General features: G+C 38.7%; 17 protein-coding genes and 1 pseudogene. 5 read left to right on the top strand and 13 right to left on the bottom strand.

The window, feature by feature from the left end:
* Positions 1 to 22: 22 nt before the first annotated feature.
* Genes ORD22_RS08805 through ORD22_RS08795 form a run of 3 tightly spaced genes read right to left on the bottom strand, consistent with a single transcriptional unit; the run spans position 23 to position 3,599 of the window.
* A complete protein-coding gene (locus tag ORD22_RS08805) occupies positions 23 to 1,147 on the bottom strand; it encodes a Ger(x)C family spore germination protein (RefSeq protein WP_317645578.1) in 1,125 nt (374 codons plus the stop codon).
* Complete coding sequence (locus ORD22_RS08800; RefSeq protein WP_317645577.1) at positions 1,144 to 2,241, bottom strand: GerAB/ArcD/ProY family transporter; 1,098 nt, start codon at positions 2,239 to 2,241, stop codon at positions 1,144 to 1,146. Before ORD22_RS08800 ends, ORD22_RS08805 begins: the two co-directional genes overlap by 4 nt.
* Positions 2,238 to 3,599, bottom strand: a complete 1,362-nt coding sequence (locus ORD22_RS08795; RefSeq protein ID WP_317645576.1) for a spore germination protein — start codon at positions 3,597 to 3,599, stop codon at positions 2,238 to 2,240. Before ORD22_RS08795 ends, ORD22_RS08800 begins: the two co-directional genes overlap by 4 nt.
* A 196-nt stretch (positions 3,600 to 3,795) precedes the next feature.
* Between ORD22_RS08795 and tatA the strand changes: the two genes are divergently transcribed.
* Positions 3,796 to 4,008, top strand: coding sequence for a twin-arginine translocase TatA/TatE family subunit (gene tatA, locus ORD22_RS08790; RefSeq protein ID WP_317645575.1), 213 nt, complete (start codon positions 3,796 to 3,798; stop codon positions 4,006 to 4,008).
* A complete protein-coding gene (tatC, locus tag ORD22_RS08785) occupies positions 4,009 to 4,821 on the top strand; it encodes a twin-arginine translocase subunit TatC (RefSeq protein WP_317645573.1) in 813 nt (270 codons plus the stop codon).
* 24 nt (positions 4,822 to 4,845) lie between these two features.
* Here the strand turns inward: tatC and rpoN are convergent, their stop codons facing one another.
* From rpoN to garR, 8 genes and pseudogenes are all read right to left on the bottom strand, one after another.
* Complete coding sequence (gene rpoN / locus ORD22_RS08780; RefSeq protein WP_317645571.1) at positions 4,846 to 6,132, bottom strand: RNA polymerase factor sigma-54; 1,287 nt, start codon at positions 6,130 to 6,132, stop codon at positions 4,846 to 4,848.
* 267 nt (positions 6,133 to 6,399) lie between these two features.
* Positions 6,400 to 6,537: pseudogene (locus tag ORD22_RS08775) on the bottom strand (GTP-binding protein); the annotation flags it as partial.
* A 130-nt stretch (positions 6,538 to 6,667) separates the two neighbouring features.
* Positions 6,668 to 6,817, bottom strand: coding sequence for a 50S ribosomal protein L33 (gene rpmG / locus ORD22_RS08770; RefSeq protein WP_317645570.1), 150 nt, complete (start codon positions 6,815 to 6,817; stop codon positions 6,668 to 6,670).
* Between the two features lie 15 nt (positions 6,818 to 6,832).
* Entirely contained in the window at positions 6,833 to 8,017 is a 1,185-nt protein-coding gene (locus tag ORD22_RS08765) for a GTP-binding protein (protein ID WP_317645569.1), read from the bottom strand.
* A gap of 248 nt (positions 8,018 to 8,265) precedes the next feature.
* Positions 8,266 to 8,610, bottom strand: coding sequence for a rhodanese-like domain-containing protein (locus ORD22_RS08760; RefSeq protein ID WP_317645568.1), 345 nt, complete (start codon positions 8,608 to 8,610; stop codon positions 8,266 to 8,268).
* 85 nt (positions 8,611 to 8,695) lie between these two features.
* Positions 8,696 to 10,045 (bottom strand): GntP family permease, encoded by a 1,350-nt coding sequence (locus ORD22_RS08755; protein WP_317645567.1) that lies wholly within the window; start codon positions 10,043 to 10,045, stop codon positions 8,696 to 8,698.
* Between the two features lie 11 nt (positions 10,046 to 10,056).
* Positions 10,057 to 11,472 (bottom strand): four-carbon acid sugar kinase family protein, encoded by a 1,416-nt coding sequence (locus tag ORD22_RS08750; protein ID WP_317645566.1) that lies wholly within the window; start codon positions 11,470 to 11,472, stop codon positions 10,057 to 10,059.
* 1 nt (position 11,473) lies between these two features.
* The gene (garR, locus tag ORD22_RS08745; protein WP_317645565.1) at positions 11,474 to 12,367 is read right to left on the bottom strand and encodes a 2-hydroxy-3-oxopropionate reductase; all 894 of its coding nucleotides are present in this window, start codon (positions 12,365 to 12,367) and stop codon (positions 11,474 to 11,476) included.
* A 153-nt stretch (positions 12,368 to 12,520) separates the two neighbouring features.
* Between garR and ORD22_RS08740 the strand changes: the two genes are divergently transcribed.
* Entirely contained in the window at positions 12,521 to 13,132 is a 612-nt protein-coding gene (locus ORD22_RS08740) for a GntR family transcriptional regulator (protein ID WP_317645564.1), read from the top strand.
* A 123-nt stretch (positions 13,133 to 13,255) separates the two neighbouring features.
* Here ORD22_RS08740 and ORD22_RS08735 read toward each other — a convergent pair whose 3' ends face one another.
* Both ORD22_RS08735 and ORD22_RS08730 read right to left on the bottom strand, forming a co-directional pair.
* Entirely contained in the window at positions 13,256 to 13,798 is a 543-nt protein-coding gene (locus tag ORD22_RS08735; RefSeq protein ID WP_317645563.1) for an acyl-CoA thioesterase, read from the bottom strand.
* 147 nt (positions 13,799 to 13,945) lie between these two features.
* Positions 13,946 to 14,764: a Cof-type HAD-IIB family hydrolase gene (locus ORD22_RS08730; RefSeq protein ID WP_317645562.1), complete on the bottom strand. Its 819-nt coding sequence runs from the start codon at positions 14,762 to 14,764 to the stop codon at positions 13,946 to 13,948.
* 198 nt (positions 14,765 to 14,962) lie between these two features.
* On the opposite strand from ORD22_RS08730, the gene ORD22_RS08725 reads away from it, so the two are divergent.
* Together ORD22_RS08725 and ORD22_RS08720 are read left to right on the top strand one after the other, a co-directional pair.
* A complete protein-coding gene (locus tag ORD22_RS08725) occupies positions 14,963 to 15,754 on the top strand; it encodes a class II aldolase/adducin family protein (protein ID WP_317645561.1) in 792 nt (263 codons plus the stop codon).
* A 175-nt stretch (positions 15,755 to 15,929) separates the two neighbouring features.
* Positions 15,930 to 16,121 carry a hypothetical protein gene (locus tag ORD22_RS08720; protein ID WP_317645560.1) on the top strand — a complete coding sequence of 64 codons (192 nt, stop codon included), beginning with the start codon at positions 15,930 to 15,932 and terminating at the stop codon, positions 16,119 to 16,121.
* Positions 16,122 to 16,342: the final 221 nt, after the last annotated feature.

The raw sequence follows: 16,342 nt of genomic DNA, 5'->3' as shown, positions 1-16,342 counted from the left end.
TAGGATAATGTATTTTTCAAAATTATTCTGTTGTTCCTGTACTTTGTAAGTTGACGTCTGCCGTTACTTTAAATTCAACAGTCGGATACGCATTCGCCCATACTTTCTCTACATCACTTCGGTGTAATTGAGTACTACGGTAACGCAAGCCGAAGCCGAAAGGATCTACACTTTCTTCTTGCATTCTTTTGAAAAATTCATATGCTTTTTTCTGCACTTCTTTGGATGCCATGTCATTGTATTCATCTAACTTGGATAAGTAAAGTTTTTTATTTGACTCTCCAATAATTCCTTTCATTTTAATATGAATCTCAATTGTCTTTGGCGTTTGATTTTTACTTTTAATAATTTTATAGCTCATCTTGCTTTTACTAATATCCAACAGTACCTTCAATTGATCATTTTCAACTTGATAAGTAAAGCCTGTAGAACCTTTTAATAGTGAATCATAATATTTAGTTTCCACAATACTGAGAATAACCGGTGCTTTCTTTCTAGAGATAACAACTGAATTATTCACTATTAGCAAATCTTTATTTTCGTTCGTCTCGATTAATGGCAGTACGGAATTAATCCCTTTTGCCAAATGATCCCTACGTAATTGAAATAAATACGTCGTAACGATAAATGGACTTTCAATTGCGGAGTCTCCGAAGAGGTTAAATAATGCGACCGAGGCTGGTGCTTCTGTCGATGGCTCGACTTTCAGTATGGTTTCTGCTGATGGTCTAGCTGCAGCGACGTAGGCAATCAATTGAATATCAGCGCGTCTAACAAAGTAGTCCATAAATTCTTGCAAATGCTCTGCCAAAAGTTCCTCGTGAATAACAATTGTCTTCATATGTCCCAGTTCCAACACTTTATCAACATGCGTTTCCAACAATCGAATCGCTTCGCCAACAGAAGCTCCTTCTTCAGATATATAAGCATAGCTTGGTTTTGCCGAGGTTTTAATAGAACCAAACGGTAATGCGATTTTCAGCGTTACTTTAAAACCTTCATCAAATTTGTCTGAAGGGTCTATACCAACTGCTACTACAAAGATGCGTTTATCTATATCTTTAAAAGCACAACCCGTTTGTAGCAACACAACCCCTAGTAACAATGCGATTATCAACACTTTTACTACAATAGTGGCGTTTCTCATGACTTCGCCCTCCTATTTAGCATCCATAACAAACTTAACAACCCAACGATTACAACAGACATAAGGTTGAAATAATAGGAGCTATAGGTAAATAAATCATACTCCGTCACTCTTACTGTGATGAAAAATGCTACTACCCAAAAAGCCACGAGTAGAATACAAGTGCGTATAGTCTTCCCCTTATTAGTCATTGACTTTTTCAAACGAAATACATTTTCAAATAACTTAAATGAGACGTGCCAATGTATCATGATACTTAAAAACGCTACAGCTAAGAAGATTAATAAGAAGATAAATACGACACGCTCGATCACTCCAAATTTCATTCGAATAGAATCACTTGTAAAGATCCAAGGGTAAATAAAATCTTTAATTCGATCAAATCCTAATACACCAATAGGAATAAAATAAGTTGTGAAGATGGTGAACGCCCCCAACAGGAAAACGAAAGTGGCTTCTTTCAGACCGAAGATCATTTTCTTCTTTAACAGGGAATTGAACACGATAATGTCAAACGTTCCAATGAAGAAAAATAATGTCGTTGAAAAGACTGTGTAATTTGGCGGATTATCGATAAATGACATTGCTAGCCTTACATAATCCCAACTAATTTGCGGTGAAAAATAAAGCTTTATTACATAGTAAATAGCAAAAGGTAATAGCATGACAAACACAAGTTCAAGTGTGAATAGAATACTACGACTCTTCATAATGACACCAAAGCTAATCACAACAATAAACATAGACAGGGTTGTGTATACAGACATTTCAGGAGCTAAAAACCGTAATAGTAAATCGACATATGTTATTAATGTCTGCAGACCCGCGATATACCAGATTGAACCAAGCACCACTAGAATAGGAATTGAGATCCATCTCTTTACATATAAATCTAAAATTTCAGGAAGACTTTCCCCTGAAAAAGCATTAAAAAACTTAATCAGCGCCCAATTGATAAACACTCCAAAGAATAGCGCAATAATCATTGACACAATGGCACCTTGTTCACTTTTACTAAATAAAATCCTTGGCCCAGCAGCGATCATATTAGCTACCATATTAGAGATTAATAAATAATAGACAAAGCGACTCATTGTTCATCCGCCTTTAATTCTTCTTGACGGTTTTTCCCGAACAATCGTAAGTACGGTTCGCCAAAGCTATCCTTATTCACTAAATACATAATTAGCCCCAACATGCCAAGAACTAAACCTGCTAGACCAAATACCGTTGTATAGACCAATAAGAAAAACCGACAAACTCTAACTGCATAATTCATCTCACTAATCGGTATGACAAATGTGGAAATAGCTACTAATGAGACAACGATGACCAAAATGTTTGAAGTTAGCGCAGCCTCTACTGCAGCAGTCCCTAAGATCAATCCACCAACAGTAGTCGCTGTCGCACTAATTGTATTGGGCAACCGCATACTAGCTTCTGTTAGAAGTTCAATGAATATCAACATAAAAAACACTTCGATAAAGGATGGATACGGTACACCGATTCGACTTGCCGCCACTGTCAATGCAAGCTCCGTTCGGAAAACATCTGGTGTGTAAGAAGTAATACCAACATATAAAGCCGGCAACATAATACAAGTAAACAATCCACCATAACGAAGAAATTGAATTAATTTAACTACCCAAAATGAGTAATAATTATCTTCCATTGAAGCCATAAAATCAAAAAATACTGTAGGTGTAATTAGAGCATGCGGACTTCCGTCTACTAAAATAATAACTTTTCCAGCTGCCATATTATGAAGAACCCGATCCGGTCTTTCCGTAAGAAGGCTTGTAGGAAATAAACTATATTTCACCTCGTTCATGTGATACTGAAGATCCGAGCTCCCCTGAATTAATTTTATATCTATCGACTGAATACGCTTTTTTATATCTTTCAACAACTTAGGACGAACAAGATCTGTATCGTAAACTAATGCGACTGATCGATTTGAAGCTTCTTCTAACTGTACTGTCTCGATGATCAGCGAAGGTTGATGATATCGTTGGCGAATCACATTAATATTCGTCTCCAAACTTTCACTTAAGCCTAGCTGCGGGCCGTGAATAGTCGGTTCCATCGTCGCCTCCTGCACCGCATTAGCCGCTACCATTTTTAACTCAAGCAAGGTGATTTGCTTGTCAATCATGACAAAGACATTCCCTTTTGTTATTTCAATAAGAACTTCTTCATCTCCTGAAGGCATGTTTGTTTCGTAAGGTAAGGACCTTATATAATCCGCAAAGTTTTGTTCTTTTGATAATTCATAGAAAGGCTTAACAATAATTTCTTGCAGTTGCATCATGTCTACTACGCTTTTCAAATACAGCAAATGGACAATCCGCTCTTTTCTTTTCAGTGTTTTTTTAACCACATCCGTAGAAGGTGCCAATTGTTTGGCAAGCCGATTTACATATGCAGGCGCTTCATTTTCTAATTCACCCATACTCATCACTTCTTTCTGCGCATGTATGTACTTACCGTTCAGGTTGTCCGTATACTAGAAAATTTAATCAGTAGAATTAAAAATCCCTCCCATTTACCATTTCAATATATACTTCGGGTGATTGTTTGAAAATTGTGTAAAGTGGACATTATAAAAAAAGGACTATGTTTTTCAGAGAAGGAAAGGAGGAAGTGCTATGAATTTAGCCGCCATTGGGGTACCAGGACTAATTATTATCTTAGTCATCATTTTAATACTATTCGGACCGCGCAAATTACCTGAAGTCGGTTCTGCAGTAGGAAAAACATTAGCGGAATTCAAAAAATCTGCAAAAGATATTATGGATGACGATGATGAGTCAAAGAAAATCGAAGCGCAGAAAGTAGAAATAAAAGAGCAGGTGAAATAGATGACACCTCCTGAACAAAAACAAATAAATGACTCTGTTGAATCTCTCCAATCGGTACATTCTATTGTTATAGAAGACTCTTCGCTTGAGCCTACGGTTGTAGATCACTTAACTGATTTACGTAAACAGTTGATAAAAAGTGTTATAATCTTTTTAGTATTTTTCGTTGGTGTCTTCAGTACAATTAATCTTTGGTTTCCTTATGTCACGAGAGGACATAAATTAATTGTACTAAGTCCATTGGAAATCATTTCTTTCTATATGTCAGTCTCTGCAGCTTTAGCATTTGGTTTAGCCTTGCCTTTTGTCTGTAACTTTTTATGGCAATTTGTCAAACCAGGATTGAATGAGCAGGAAAGTCGTTTTCTAATCCTATACTCCCCTGTGATGTTTTTACTTTTTGTAGGAGGATTAGCATTCGGTTATTTTGTCGTCAATCCGCTGAGCTATAATTTCCTTATTTCACTCGGTACGATGAATTTTGATATTATGATTTCAGCACAGGAATACGCACGGTTTTTATTACTTACGACTATGCCGATCGGTTTATTGTTCGAATTGCCAATGGTCGCAATGTTTTTAGCTGCGATTGGTTTGTTGACAGGCGACACGATGAAGAAAGTGCGAAAGTGGTCTTATGTGACATTAGGTGTACTTTCAGCATTGATTACACCACCTGATTTTCTTAGTCAATTAATTGTTCTTATTCCGATGATGGTACTTTATGAAGCGAGTATCCGATTAGTCATGCATATGGAAAAACGTGCGCAATTGAGACTAGAAGCAGAAGAAAGCCAATCACGACCGGCGTGATTGGCTTTTTGATCTATTAATAATCTACACTATTGCTTTCCGTTTATTTGAAGTTGGAATTTGTAGCTCTTCACGATATTTACTGATCGTTCTTCGTGATATCGTCACTCCTTTTACTTCTCTAAAATAATCAGCAATTTTCTGATCAGATAAAGGTTTTCGCTTATCTTCTTCATCAATCAATGTTTTTAGTAACGATTTAACTGTCGCTTGAGAAATACTAGCACCTGTCTCTGTGTCTAACTTAGAAGTGAACAAAGTACGCATTTCGAACGTTCCCACAGGTGTCTGGATGATTTTGTTCGATACTACACGACTAATTGTTGATTCATGCATCTCAATACTATCCGCAATATCCTTTAATGTCATCGGTACTAGCGCTTCACGGCCATTTAGAAAAAACAATCGCTGTTTTTCTAGTAATTCCGTCACCATTCGAATAATTGTCTGGCGCCGTTGTTCAATACTCGACAAAAGCCACTGTGCTTTCTTATGATATTCATGCAAATATGATGATAACTCTGTCGAACGTTGTAGCGGGGAGACATATTCCTGCCGCAAACTAATTTTTGGCAACCCATAATCATTTAAATGAAAAGATAAGTTACCTTCCTTCTCAGTAACGATAATATCAGGTGTTACAAATTCAATCTCTGAATCTACAAGTTCAGGGCAAGGGCGTGGTTTCAGTGTAAGTACATACTCATACAACTCCTTTACTTGGTGCAAGGAAATATCCATCCCTTTCGCAATTTCAGACCATTTCCGCTCAGCTACTAAAGATAAATAGTTTCCAATGAATTCCTCAGCCATGTCGGGGTAGGATTGCGATTGCTTAACTTGAAGTAATAAACACTCACGTAAATTCCGCGCACCAATACCAGGGGGACCTAGTTGCTGCAATAACGCTATACCTCTTTCCAACTCACAAGCATCCATCAACACCGTTTCTTCAGATAAATATCCGTTATCATCTAAATTATGAATCAACGTTTTCAATAATCGTTTTGTTTCACTATCTGAGAAATTGATATTCACCTGCTTAATTAGCTGATCTCGCTTACTTTCCGTTTGTTCTTTTATCCATTCCTGAGAGTCTTGCCCCTGTCCCCCAACTGAAGTTTTCACACTTTCCTGAAATGAATCACGGCTTTCACGTTCTTCTAGTTCAATTAAAGGATTTTCTAATTCTTGTTCTCTAATATATAGTTCCAAATCATGTGTATTAAGTTGTAGTAACTCGATTGCTTGGCGAAGTTCCGTAGTCATTCTTAAATTTAATTCTTGCTTTTGCTGAAGAATCATTTTCATAAACTATTCCTCCTACCATTTACGTTTCCAACTGAATACGCTTTCATTTAGACTATCATACCATATGCATCCAATTATTCTATAGAACTATGAAAGTTACGAATAGAATTATAGGTATATTATATATTCTAATCAATGTGAGACACAGGAAAGACCGCTTAATAACGTGCTGTAAGTCGTGACATTCATCGTAACCACCAAACTGTAAGCTCTGTGAACCTTCACCATTCGTAAACGAAGGAAATGTTGTCGCATAATTCAAGGTGTATCCAGCACTTGAATCTCTCTTTGCATTTCGGGAGAAAAATCGACGTGTCCTACCGTGTCAATTAAAGTATACGAAGAGCCTTGAAATGAGATATTCGCTTAATCAGCTAAAACCGTAATCCTCCGACTTTTTTCAATAAAAGTGCCCTGTATATCTTCATAATAAGAGTGCCCTTTCATTGTTTCGGTATAATAAATAGAAAAGAGCCGATTGATGGGCTACCTTCATCAATCGACTCTTTTTACTTGGAAATTTTCATGTATTCCTTTATTTACTCTCTTTATGCAGTGTATGCCTCTTCAATCTTGAACTATATTTCATAAGTTCGATGCGCTCGGGATTCGTTCGTTTATTCTTCGTTGTCATATAATTACGATCCCCTGTTTCAGTACACACTAGCGTAATGTTTACTCTCATTTCGTTTCCCCCTAATTATATATTGAATGAAGGCAAAGGATCTTCAAACTCGGACCACTTCTGAGTCATTTCTTCTTCTGTAAGCAAACACTCGTCTAATACACATTCTACTTGTTGGCGATCCATATCGATACCAATCATGACAAGTTCTGTCAACCGATCACCATGCACAGTATCCCAGCGCTTCAATATTTCCGGCTCTTCATCTATAATTCTATTTTGTTCTGCTTCTGGATACGTCGCGATCCAATTACCCGCTACTTGGAACGTCAATGAAGGTCCCGCTTGAGACAACAGGCACACGATGTCATTCCTTGTAGCTAACCAAATAAAGCCCTTCGCTCGAACGACGTCCACGGGCCATTCCTCAATCCATGACATGAATCGCTCAGGATGAAACGGCTTATTACGGCGATAAACAAATGAAGTAATACCATACTCTTCCGTTTCCGGAACATGCTCTTCATTCAATTCTTTCAACCATCCTGCCCCTTGACTAGATCTTTCAAAATCAAATAGCCCCGTGTTTAACACCTGATCTAAAGATACTTTTGAAAATTCACTTTCGATGATCTTAGCTTGTGGATTAAACTTCTGCACTACCGCCTTTAGCTCATGAACATCTATCGGTGCAACTAAATCTACTTTATTTAATACAATAACGTCTGCAAACTCTATTTGATCAATTAATAAATCGGCTATCCCCCTTGTGTCTGTATCATCCACTGCCTGTTTACGTTCCAAAAGACTTTCCCCAGAAGCGTAGTCGTTCCAAAAGCGATTCGCATCCAAGACTGTCACCATCGTATCAAGTGTACAGATCGCAGATAGATCAATTCCTAGTTCCTCATCAATATATGTAAATGTTTGAGCAACCGGTATAGGTTCACTAATCCCGCTTGATTCAATCACAATATAATCGATCACACTGTCTCTCACCAACCTCTCCACTTCTATTAGCAAATCTTCACGAAGTGTACAGCAAATGCAGCCATTCTGCATTTCAACCAATTTCTCATCTGTTTTGGAAAAACCATTTTGTTTTACTAAAGAAGCATCAATATTCACTTCGCTCATGTCATTAACTATTACAGCGACTTTCAAATCCTCTTTATTACTTAAAATATGATTCAGCAACGTCGTCTTACCTGAACCGAGATACCCACTCAATACAGTGACTGGAACTTTTTTTGTACTCAACAATTTCACTCCTTTATTGGAAAACAACCTACTAAAAACTCCATACAACAAATCGTAATGATTACTATTTAGAAATACGTAAAAAAATACTACTTCAACAAGTCTGCTTTATTATAAACAGGAATCATTCCTATTTGCAAGTGTTTTATTAATTAATTTCTAATGCAATGGATTAAGACGCTGAAACTATAGATTATTTACTCATAGAAAAAGTCGATTGACAGAAATCCTCCATCAATCGACTTTTCTTATTCTATACTATTCAAATATTCTTTCCAAGCGGTAATGCCGCCTTCTAAAAGGACAACATCACAAGCGCGATTTGCGAGGATATTCGCACACTTAGTTGCAGAATTGCCAGTCGTACAAGTAATGATTACTTCTTTATCCGTTGGCATGGATGAAATAAGCTCTTCGCGATGATCTTCCAGCTTAAAAATCTCTGTTTTCGGTATGTGTATACTTTCTACTGTTGGTCCTTCAATATGGAAGTCGTTATATTTATCTTCGGCTCTCACGTCCACAAGCACGACCTCTTCTTGAGACTTCATTTTCTTGAACAACTCTTCTGCTGTAATTGTTTTTAGTGTCAACTTGATTCCCCCTTTTCTTTCAATCCATCCTAGTATAGACGATTTCTGAAAGGTTAGCGATAGAAGACTACTTGCGATCTACCCATTAGAGTCCAGGTAAGAATCCGCTCATCAAATTCAATAAATAAACCATACCAAGCGCTGTCAAACCAGCGACGAAACCACCAATTGACCACGCTTGAATCGTTTGCGGAATCGTCAGGCGTCCGAATTTATTCACAACCCAGAAACCAGAGTCATTTGGTAACGACAAGCCTATCGCTCCCGCACAGATTGCTAGCCCTAGTAAAATTGGAGATACGCCAAGTTCGCCTGCCATCGGTCCAAGAATGGAGGATGTCGTAACGAGCGCAACGGTCGCCGAACCAAGTGATGCACGTAAAATTTGCGAGAAGATGAATGCGAGTATGAGAATTGGAATACTCCAACCTTGCATCGTTTCAATCAAATAATCACCGATTCCGCTTTGATTGATGACGGCACCGAATGCACCACCCGCTCCTGTAACGAGGATAATCATACCGGCAGAATTGATCGCTTCATCATATAACGTTTTATATGGCACGTGAATATATGGTTTCAATACAATCAATGCAACAATCACACTAATCAGAAGTGCGACATTTTTATCGCCGATGAAACCTAAAATGCGTGAGACTGTTCCTTCTTCTAACCATAACTTTGTTACTGTATTTAAGAGAATCAACATAATCGGTAGCCCGAGCATGAAGAATGATAAACCTGTGGAGATTTCTTTGCGTCCTGCAACAGGCTCAGGGACGATAATATCTTCCTCTAGTTCTTCAGGTGTTGTATGAATTCGTTTACCGATGAACGTTCCGTAAAAGTAGCCACCAATCATAGCGGCGGGAATTGCACAAATGATACCGTACAAAATGAATAGTCCTAGATCTGAGCCTGTATTTTCTGCCACGACAAGTGGACCTGGTGTTGGCGCAATCATACTATGCGAAACAATCAAACCGACACCGAGTGCAGTAACGAATGTTACGATTGAAATCCCTGTACGTCTCGACAAACTTTTCACTAGTCCACTTAAAATGACGAAGGCTGCATCAAAGAAGACGGGAATAGAAACAGCGATTCCTGTTAATGACAGTCCCGCAGCTGAATGTTTTATACCAAACACGCGCAATACAGCGCCTGCAATTTTCTCAATTGCCCCAGACACTCCGAGAAACTGACCGAAAATAACACCAAGACCGATCAAGATCCCTACACCGATTAGCGTATTACCAAAACCGGTCGTAACGACTTTCGGAATTTCTTCCAAAGGGAAACCAAGTGCTAGAGCCGTAACAATCGCTACGATAATTAACGTAACAAATGGTTCAATCTTCATTTTCAAAATCATGAAGAATAATGCCGCGAGTGATAGTAAAAATATTACGATGAGCATATTACCTTCTACCATCTCTACACCTCTCAATCTTTATTGGTTAATTTTTCTACAACATCGCGTAGTGTTTCGACTTCCCCGACGTTGCCAGGGAAAATAATATATGGAATACTAGGAAAACGACTTTCTTCTCCAGTTTGCCATACAGGTATACCAGGAGCGATTTGGCCCGCTACTTCTGCTTTTTTTACGGCTAATCCTATCGTTCCTACATCACTCGACGTGATTCCACCTTTTGCAATGACGAAGGCTGGTTGCGGATGACAGTTTGCTACAAATTGCGTCACAGCAGATGATATTTTTACCGAAAGCGCTAATTCCTCTTCTTGACGTCCTTCACCTAGATCAAGACGAGTGCGAGAAGTAAAGACACAAACCGTCGTTCCTTCACTGATTTTCTCATTAATTCGTTGCTGGATACGTTCTACTTCTTCCTTGAACTTCTCTGTATCTACTACTAAGTTGCAATGAAATTCCATAAACTCTACTGATTCGAGTGACTTCAGTGCATTCAGCTGATCCGTTGTTTTCTGTACATGTGATCCGACAACAATTAATCCCCCTGCTGTCGATTCATTGCGCATTAAGTCTTTTTTCATCAAATATGGTTTAGAGGAAATATTACCAATCACTTTCGTAAAGGAAGCAGCTGTTCGGAATAGAAAGTGTTTTCCTTGATCCGTAACACGCATCAAGGCAATCGTGAACACGTGTAAGTCCTCTTCTGTCACCGCATTAACAATCAACTTCTGAAAATCTTCCAGTTGATTTAATTTCCACTCAATTGTTTCAAAATCAAGCGTGCGTAACTCTTCTAGCGAAACGGATAGCACACTTTCTGCAGGGTATTGATTTTGCGTTTTCTCAGCGATATATTCTCTTAAATTACTTTTCGTGTACCCGAACATTCGATCTTTCGCAAATTCCGTTTCACCGGCTGGGACATACTGACCGTTTTGTATGACATAATGCACGTCATCAATCGTTTCTCTGCCACCTTCTTTGAAAAATGGAATGAGTATTTCACCATCGACTGTGTAGGCATCATTTCTCTCCAGCGTATTTTTCAACACTTCTGTCTCTAGGGGATAATGACCACGCAACGTTGAATCGCCTCTACTGATCATTAAAAATTCTTTTCCCGTTTGCTTCGCTGCTGCAGCGACTCTTTCCGCAATTTGCGTATGAACCTTTGTCGTCTCTTCGACAGAAAACGCACGAGAATTCGTTAGTAAGAACACAAGCTGACGCGGTTCCTCAAACATAGCCTGAATGGTTTCTGCAGACCAATCCGTATAAACAGGAATACCATGAACTGTCTGAACACCCGTAGGATCATCATCCAAAACAATGATTTTTTGTGCGAATGCAGATCGTTCCCTGTCCCATAATGACTTTAGTTTTTCATCATATACCGGCAGTTTCTTGATTCTTTTTTCCAACTCACTTCCCCCTCTTCGGCACTTCAAAATTAGCTAACTTTTCATAGTACTGAATCAAACCTACGTGATCATCCGCAACTTTACCGTCCACTTTCAACGCATGGAACATTTCTAGGACATCTGTTGTTAGCGGCATGGGTACACCAATATCTCGTCCTGCTTGCACGACATTCGTTAAATCTTTCATATTAATATCGATTCGTCCACCCGCTTTAAAATTCCGTTCTAAAATAAGAGGGATTTTTGCGTCCAGCACTGCACTACCGGCTAGTCCACCACGTATCGCTTCATACATTTTTTCAATATCTACTCCTGCTTTAGATGCTAGGACTACTGCTTCTGACATCGCTGCAATCGTTACATTCACAAGAATTTGATTTGCTAATTTCGTCGTCGAACCGCTACCGTGACCACCGACATGCGTTACGTCTGCTGCCATCGCTTGAAGAACAGGACGGACCTTCTCGATATCCGTCTCTTCACCACCAACCATAATTGCTAGTGTCCCGTCAATAGCCTTTGGTTCTCCGCCGCTTACCGGTGCATCCATGAAACCGATACCTAGCTGTTTAAGTTCGTTTGCACAAAAAACCGAATCCGCTGGCGATACAGAACTCATGTCGATGACGATTGCGCCTGGTCGAAGTGTATTACTAATACCATTCGCGCCAAATAACACATCACGCACAATTGCTGCATTAGGTAACATAGTAATGACAATATCGCTATCCACTGCGGCCTCTCCAGGAGTAAGCGCTTCCACAGCCCCCGCATCAGCTACGACTTTTCTAGCTTCTTCACTTAAATCAAATGCTTTCACATTAAATCCAGCATGTAAAATATTCAACACCATAGGTCGCCCCATAATCCCAAGACCAATAAAACCAATTTTCATAAGGAATTTCCTCCTTTATTTTAGATAACAATCCTTGCAATTAGTATACAATAACAATTCTGACTTGTATACAATTCCATATCCAATGAATACAAATAGGCATTCAGTGAAGTTATCTAGTATACTGTAATCTAATGAACGGGGGGATATCCAATGGAAATTACTACACGGAGCGCACAATTGCTAGCGTACGAAACGATTCGAGAGCAAATTATTACCGGCAACTATCCGGGGGGCATGAAACTTGTGGAAGTGCAGCTTGCCGAAGAAATTGGCGTTAGTCGGACACCTGTACGTGAAGCCATCCGCCGTTTAGAACAAGAAGGGTTGATAAAACGAAAAAGAGTAATCAAACCTAGCGAAAAAGATTTACGACATATGTTTCAAATGCGCATGCTTATTGAAAGCTATGCTGCAAAAATGGCTGCAACTTATATGTCCGCAAATAACATTAGTCGGTTGCGTAGAAGTATCCACTTAGCAAAAACAAGCGATTCCCAAACTATCGTTAAAGCCAACAAAGACTTTCACGATCTTATTGTCGAAGAATCTAGAAATCCAATTATGATTGATACTGTGGATAAAATGCAGTCTATCATTTACTTATTCAGCAAAACCGTCGTCCAACATGAGAGACCTTTTCTTATTGACGAGCATATTAAAATTTGCGACGCAATCGAACAACGTCAACCTGAACTTGCAAGTCAGTTAATGGAAGATCATTTGAAAGCTGATTTAGAGTTCACTCTTATTATTGTAGAATAAAAAAGATAGGTATCCTCCAAGTCAACTCACTAGAGAACATCCTATCTTTTTGTAGTATGTGCATTCATTCAGCATATTATACGTAAAAAAGCTCAGTCAACTGTTTTAAGTTGACTGAGTTACTTAAGCATTTACTCTCACGGGTGCAGGTTCGTGCCAAGGATAGTTATTTGTTAAAACAGTTGCTAGATCTTTACTTTGTTGCTTACGCATTTTACGGATTTCCGCGCGTTGCGGAGCTGTCTCATGCAAATACTTTTCCTCATCCGTTTCAGGAACAACTTGCGGTACCGTTAACGGTTTCTTATTTTCATCCAACGCAACAAATGTTAATAAAGAGGTGGCCGCAATTTTACAATCACCACTTGCTAAATCCTCCGCGATAACTTTAACGAAAATCTCCATAGAAGACTTTCCTGTCCATGTCACATAGGATTCGAAACAAACGGAATCAGATGGTCGAATCGGGTGCAAGAAATCCACGGAATCCATGGATGCAGTTACACAATCCGCTCTGCTGTGCCGTGCCGCAGAAATCGATGCAATTTGGTCGATATCACTCATTAAACGCCCACCAAACAACGTATTATGATTGTTGACGTCATTAGGGAAAATCCTACTCGTTCTGACAACCCTTGATTCTCGGCACTGCTTTTCTAATTTCATTGTAAATGAAGCCTCCTCTAGAAGTGTATCCAACTACTCTATCGGGTAGATTGAATATTAAAACAATCCTTTTTTTGTATATCATTCAAATATACGCCCCGTTCACAAAGTTGTCAAGAATAAAACTTGTCGTATTATATGCCAAAATCACTTCCTGTTTTTCTGCACGTGAGGAATATCCTTTTCTTCTAACAAACCTACTTTAAGCAAACCTTTCAAAATTCCATCGTCGGAACAAGATGCAGTAACTACATCCGCTACTTCCTTTAACTCAGATATCGCATTATCCATAGCAATCCCCATTCCAACCGCTTGAATCATTTGCATATCATTTAGCCCATCGCCAAATGCATAGCTATTTTCAATTGGTATGTTCAGATAGTCTAACACCTTTTCTATACCTACAGCTTTAGATGCTCCTTCTGGAAGCATATCTACTGAAGTCTCATCCCATCGAACAAATGAATATTCCTTGAATAAGTCCATATACTCTTCTGTTTCTTCCACAGTACTATAGATTTGTACTTGGTTAACGTCGGAATGTAAATAAACACGGGGATCCACTGTAGGGTACGGTATTTTCAAACGTGTCGTACCGTCTATCACCAAGGGATGAGCCGCAATATTTGTCACAAATGACTCAAAAGTAGAGTAAGTCAGACCGTGTCCATTTCTTTCAGCTACGTCTGTTAGTTGCTGAAGTACCTCTCGTTTTATAGGGTTCGAGAAAATTTCTTTCCCTTCTACTACAACATGTTGTCCATTCATCGATATATAAGAATCAAATGATAATTCCTCTAACAACCAGTTGAACATCAATGGAGCTCTGCCAGTGCATATGACGGTATAGATTCCTTTATCTTGCAATGCTCTCAGTGCTTGCTTTGTAGATTCTAAAATCGTTTTATCATGGGTCATTAATGTGCCATCCAGATCAAAAAACACAATTTTCTTATCTGATACCATTTACGTTTCCCCTTCCTAACACCAGTCCACAACTACCATTATGTGATACTCTCTATTCATATCTATAAATAGGATAGCAACTTTTTTGCAATTATGCTGTAAAGTTGCTTGTTGACAATAATATCCTGTTTGTTATCATGGGGAATTAGATTGTTTATTCCTTGAATAGCAAAACACAACTAAATGGAGGTAAATTTAATGAATCACAACGAAGAACGTGTAAGCGGAGAAAACGTCAAGGATTATTTAGAGCGACCAACATTTACTAGTCTTGATGAAGAAAGGCAATATAATAAACAGCGATTAGCTGGGGCATTCCGATTATTTTCTCGCTTTGGCTTTACAGAAGGTGTGGCAGGTCATGCAACGTATCGTGATCCTGAATATACAGACCATATGTGGGTAAATCCGTATGGCATTGCTTTTGGCAAGATTAAAGCATCAGATTTAGTATTAGTAAATCCCGATGGCGAAGTGGTACAAGGTAAATACTCACTACATAAATCCGCACTAATGATCCACTCGGCTATTCACGAAGCTAGACCTGACGTAATTTCTTCTGTTCATTTGCACTCTTTATACGGTAAGACATGGGCTTCGACAGGCCGATTGATTGATCCTTTGACACAAGATGCTTGCGCTTTTTATAACGACCATTCCGTATTGGATGAATTTTCAGGAGTTGTTTATGAAGAAGATGAAGGCGTGAAAGTAGCAAAAGCGTTAGCCGATAATAAAGCGATGTTTTTAAAAAATCACGGTCCATTAACAGTTGGACAATCTGTGGATTCGGCAGCTTTCTGGTTCATCACACTTGAACGTTCTTGTCAGGTTCAGCTACTTGCAGAAGCGGCTGGGATTGTGAACCCGATTCCTGACGAATTTGCTGCAAGTACCGCAAAACAAGTAGGTAGAGAAGCAGATGGATGGGAAAACTTCCAGCCATTATGGGAGAAGATTGTTAGCGAAGAACCAGATTTTCTCGATTGATGGCAGAAAATGAAGGTACTAGATAAAAAAGCGATTATTTCCTCGGAAATAATCGCTTTTTGTTTTAATCCATCCAAATAGCTATTGTGCTGTTACGAAGATTAGCATATCACAGCGAAAATAATTGTTTTTTCATGCTACAATAAAGGTAGAAACTAAGAAGGGTGGACTTGTATTGACTAAGAAATTGTCACTCTATTTACTTATGTTAGCGATTGGTTTTACATGTTTAATTTTAGCAATCATGCTCGATCTTCCTGAAAAGGTGAAGTGGCTATTTATAGCAATTGCAATCAGTATAAATGTTACTATCGCTATTGGTGCGATGAGAATCGGCTTACGAGAAATGAAACCCGGTAAACGATAAGTTCACTCGTCATGGAATGAGAGACTGCCTATGAAGCGTTCTACTAGTATGTCTCATTGAGGCATTAGAAGGATTAACTGATCAAGTACTCCTTGATCCTTCAAACAAAGCATTCAAATTTCTCAATGATGAGTAGGGTACACCACATAGCGAATATATAAGATTGGAAATTCCACGCAGATCCCTACGATGGAAACATTCTAATACGTCCTAGAGATTTA

It is taken from the genome of Sporosarcina sp. GW1-11 (genome assembly GCF_033088395.1).
Lineage (GTDB): Bacteria > Bacillota > Bacilli > Bacillales_A > Planococcaceae > Sporosarcina.
The sequence above is the reverse complement of the archived record's forward strand: the minus strand, read 5'-3'. Positions and strand labels throughout refer to the sequence as shown.

What these genes read in the sequence shown, in the direction of transcription:
- ORD22_RS08805 (WP_317645578.1), bottom strand. Translation starts at nt 1,147, where the DNA reads ATGAGAAACGCCACTATTGTAGTAAAAGTGTTGATAATCGCATTGTTA.
- ORD22_RS08800 (WP_317645577.1), bottom strand. Translation starts at nt 2,241, where the DNA reads ATGAGTCGCTTTGTCTATTATTTATTAATCTCTAATATGGTAGCTAAT.
- ORD22_RS08795 (WP_317645576.1), bottom strand. Translation starts at nt 3,599, where the DNA reads ATGGGTGAATTAGAAAATGAAGCGCCTGCATATGTAAATCGGCTTGCC.
- tatA (WP_317645575.1), top strand. Translation starts at nt 3,796, where the DNA reads ATGAATTTAGCCGCCATTGGGGTACCAGGACTAATTATTATCTTAGTC.
- tatC (WP_317645573.1), top strand. Translation starts at nt 4,009, where the DNA reads ATGACACCTCCTGAACAAAAACAAATAAATGACTCTGTTGAATCTCTC.
- rpoN (WP_317645571.1), bottom strand. Translation starts at nt 6,132, where the DNA reads ATGAAAATGATTCTTCAGCAAAAGCAAGAATTAAATTTAAGAATGACT.
- rpmG (WP_317645570.1), bottom strand. Translation starts at nt 6,817, where the DNA reads ATGAGAGTAAACATTACGCTAGTGTGTACTGAAACAGGGGATCGTAAT.
- ORD22_RS08755 (WP_317645567.1), bottom strand. Translation starts at nt 10,045, where the DNA reads ATGGTAGAAGGTAATATGCTCATCGTAATATTTTTACTATCACTCGCG.
- garR (WP_317645565.1), bottom strand. Translation starts at nt 12,367, where the DNA reads ATGAAAATTGGTTTTATTGGTCTTGGGATTATGGGGCGACCTATGGTG.
- ORD22_RS08740 (WP_317645564.1), top strand. Translation starts at nt 12,521, where the DNA reads ATGGAAATTACTACACGGAGCGCACAATTGCTAGCGTACGAAACGATT.
- ORD22_RS08735 (WP_317645563.1), bottom strand. Translation starts at nt 13,798, where the DNA reads ATGAAATTAGAAAAGCAGTGCCGAGAATCAAGGGTTGTCAGAACGAGT.
- ORD22_RS08730 (WP_317645562.1), bottom strand. Translation starts at nt 14,764, where the DNA reads ATGGTATCAGATAAGAAAATTGTGTTTTTTGATCTGGATGGCACATTA.
- ORD22_RS08725 (WP_317645561.1), top strand. Translation starts at nt 14,963, where the DNA reads ATGAATCACAACGAAGAACGTGTAAGCGGAGAAAACGTCAAGGATTAT.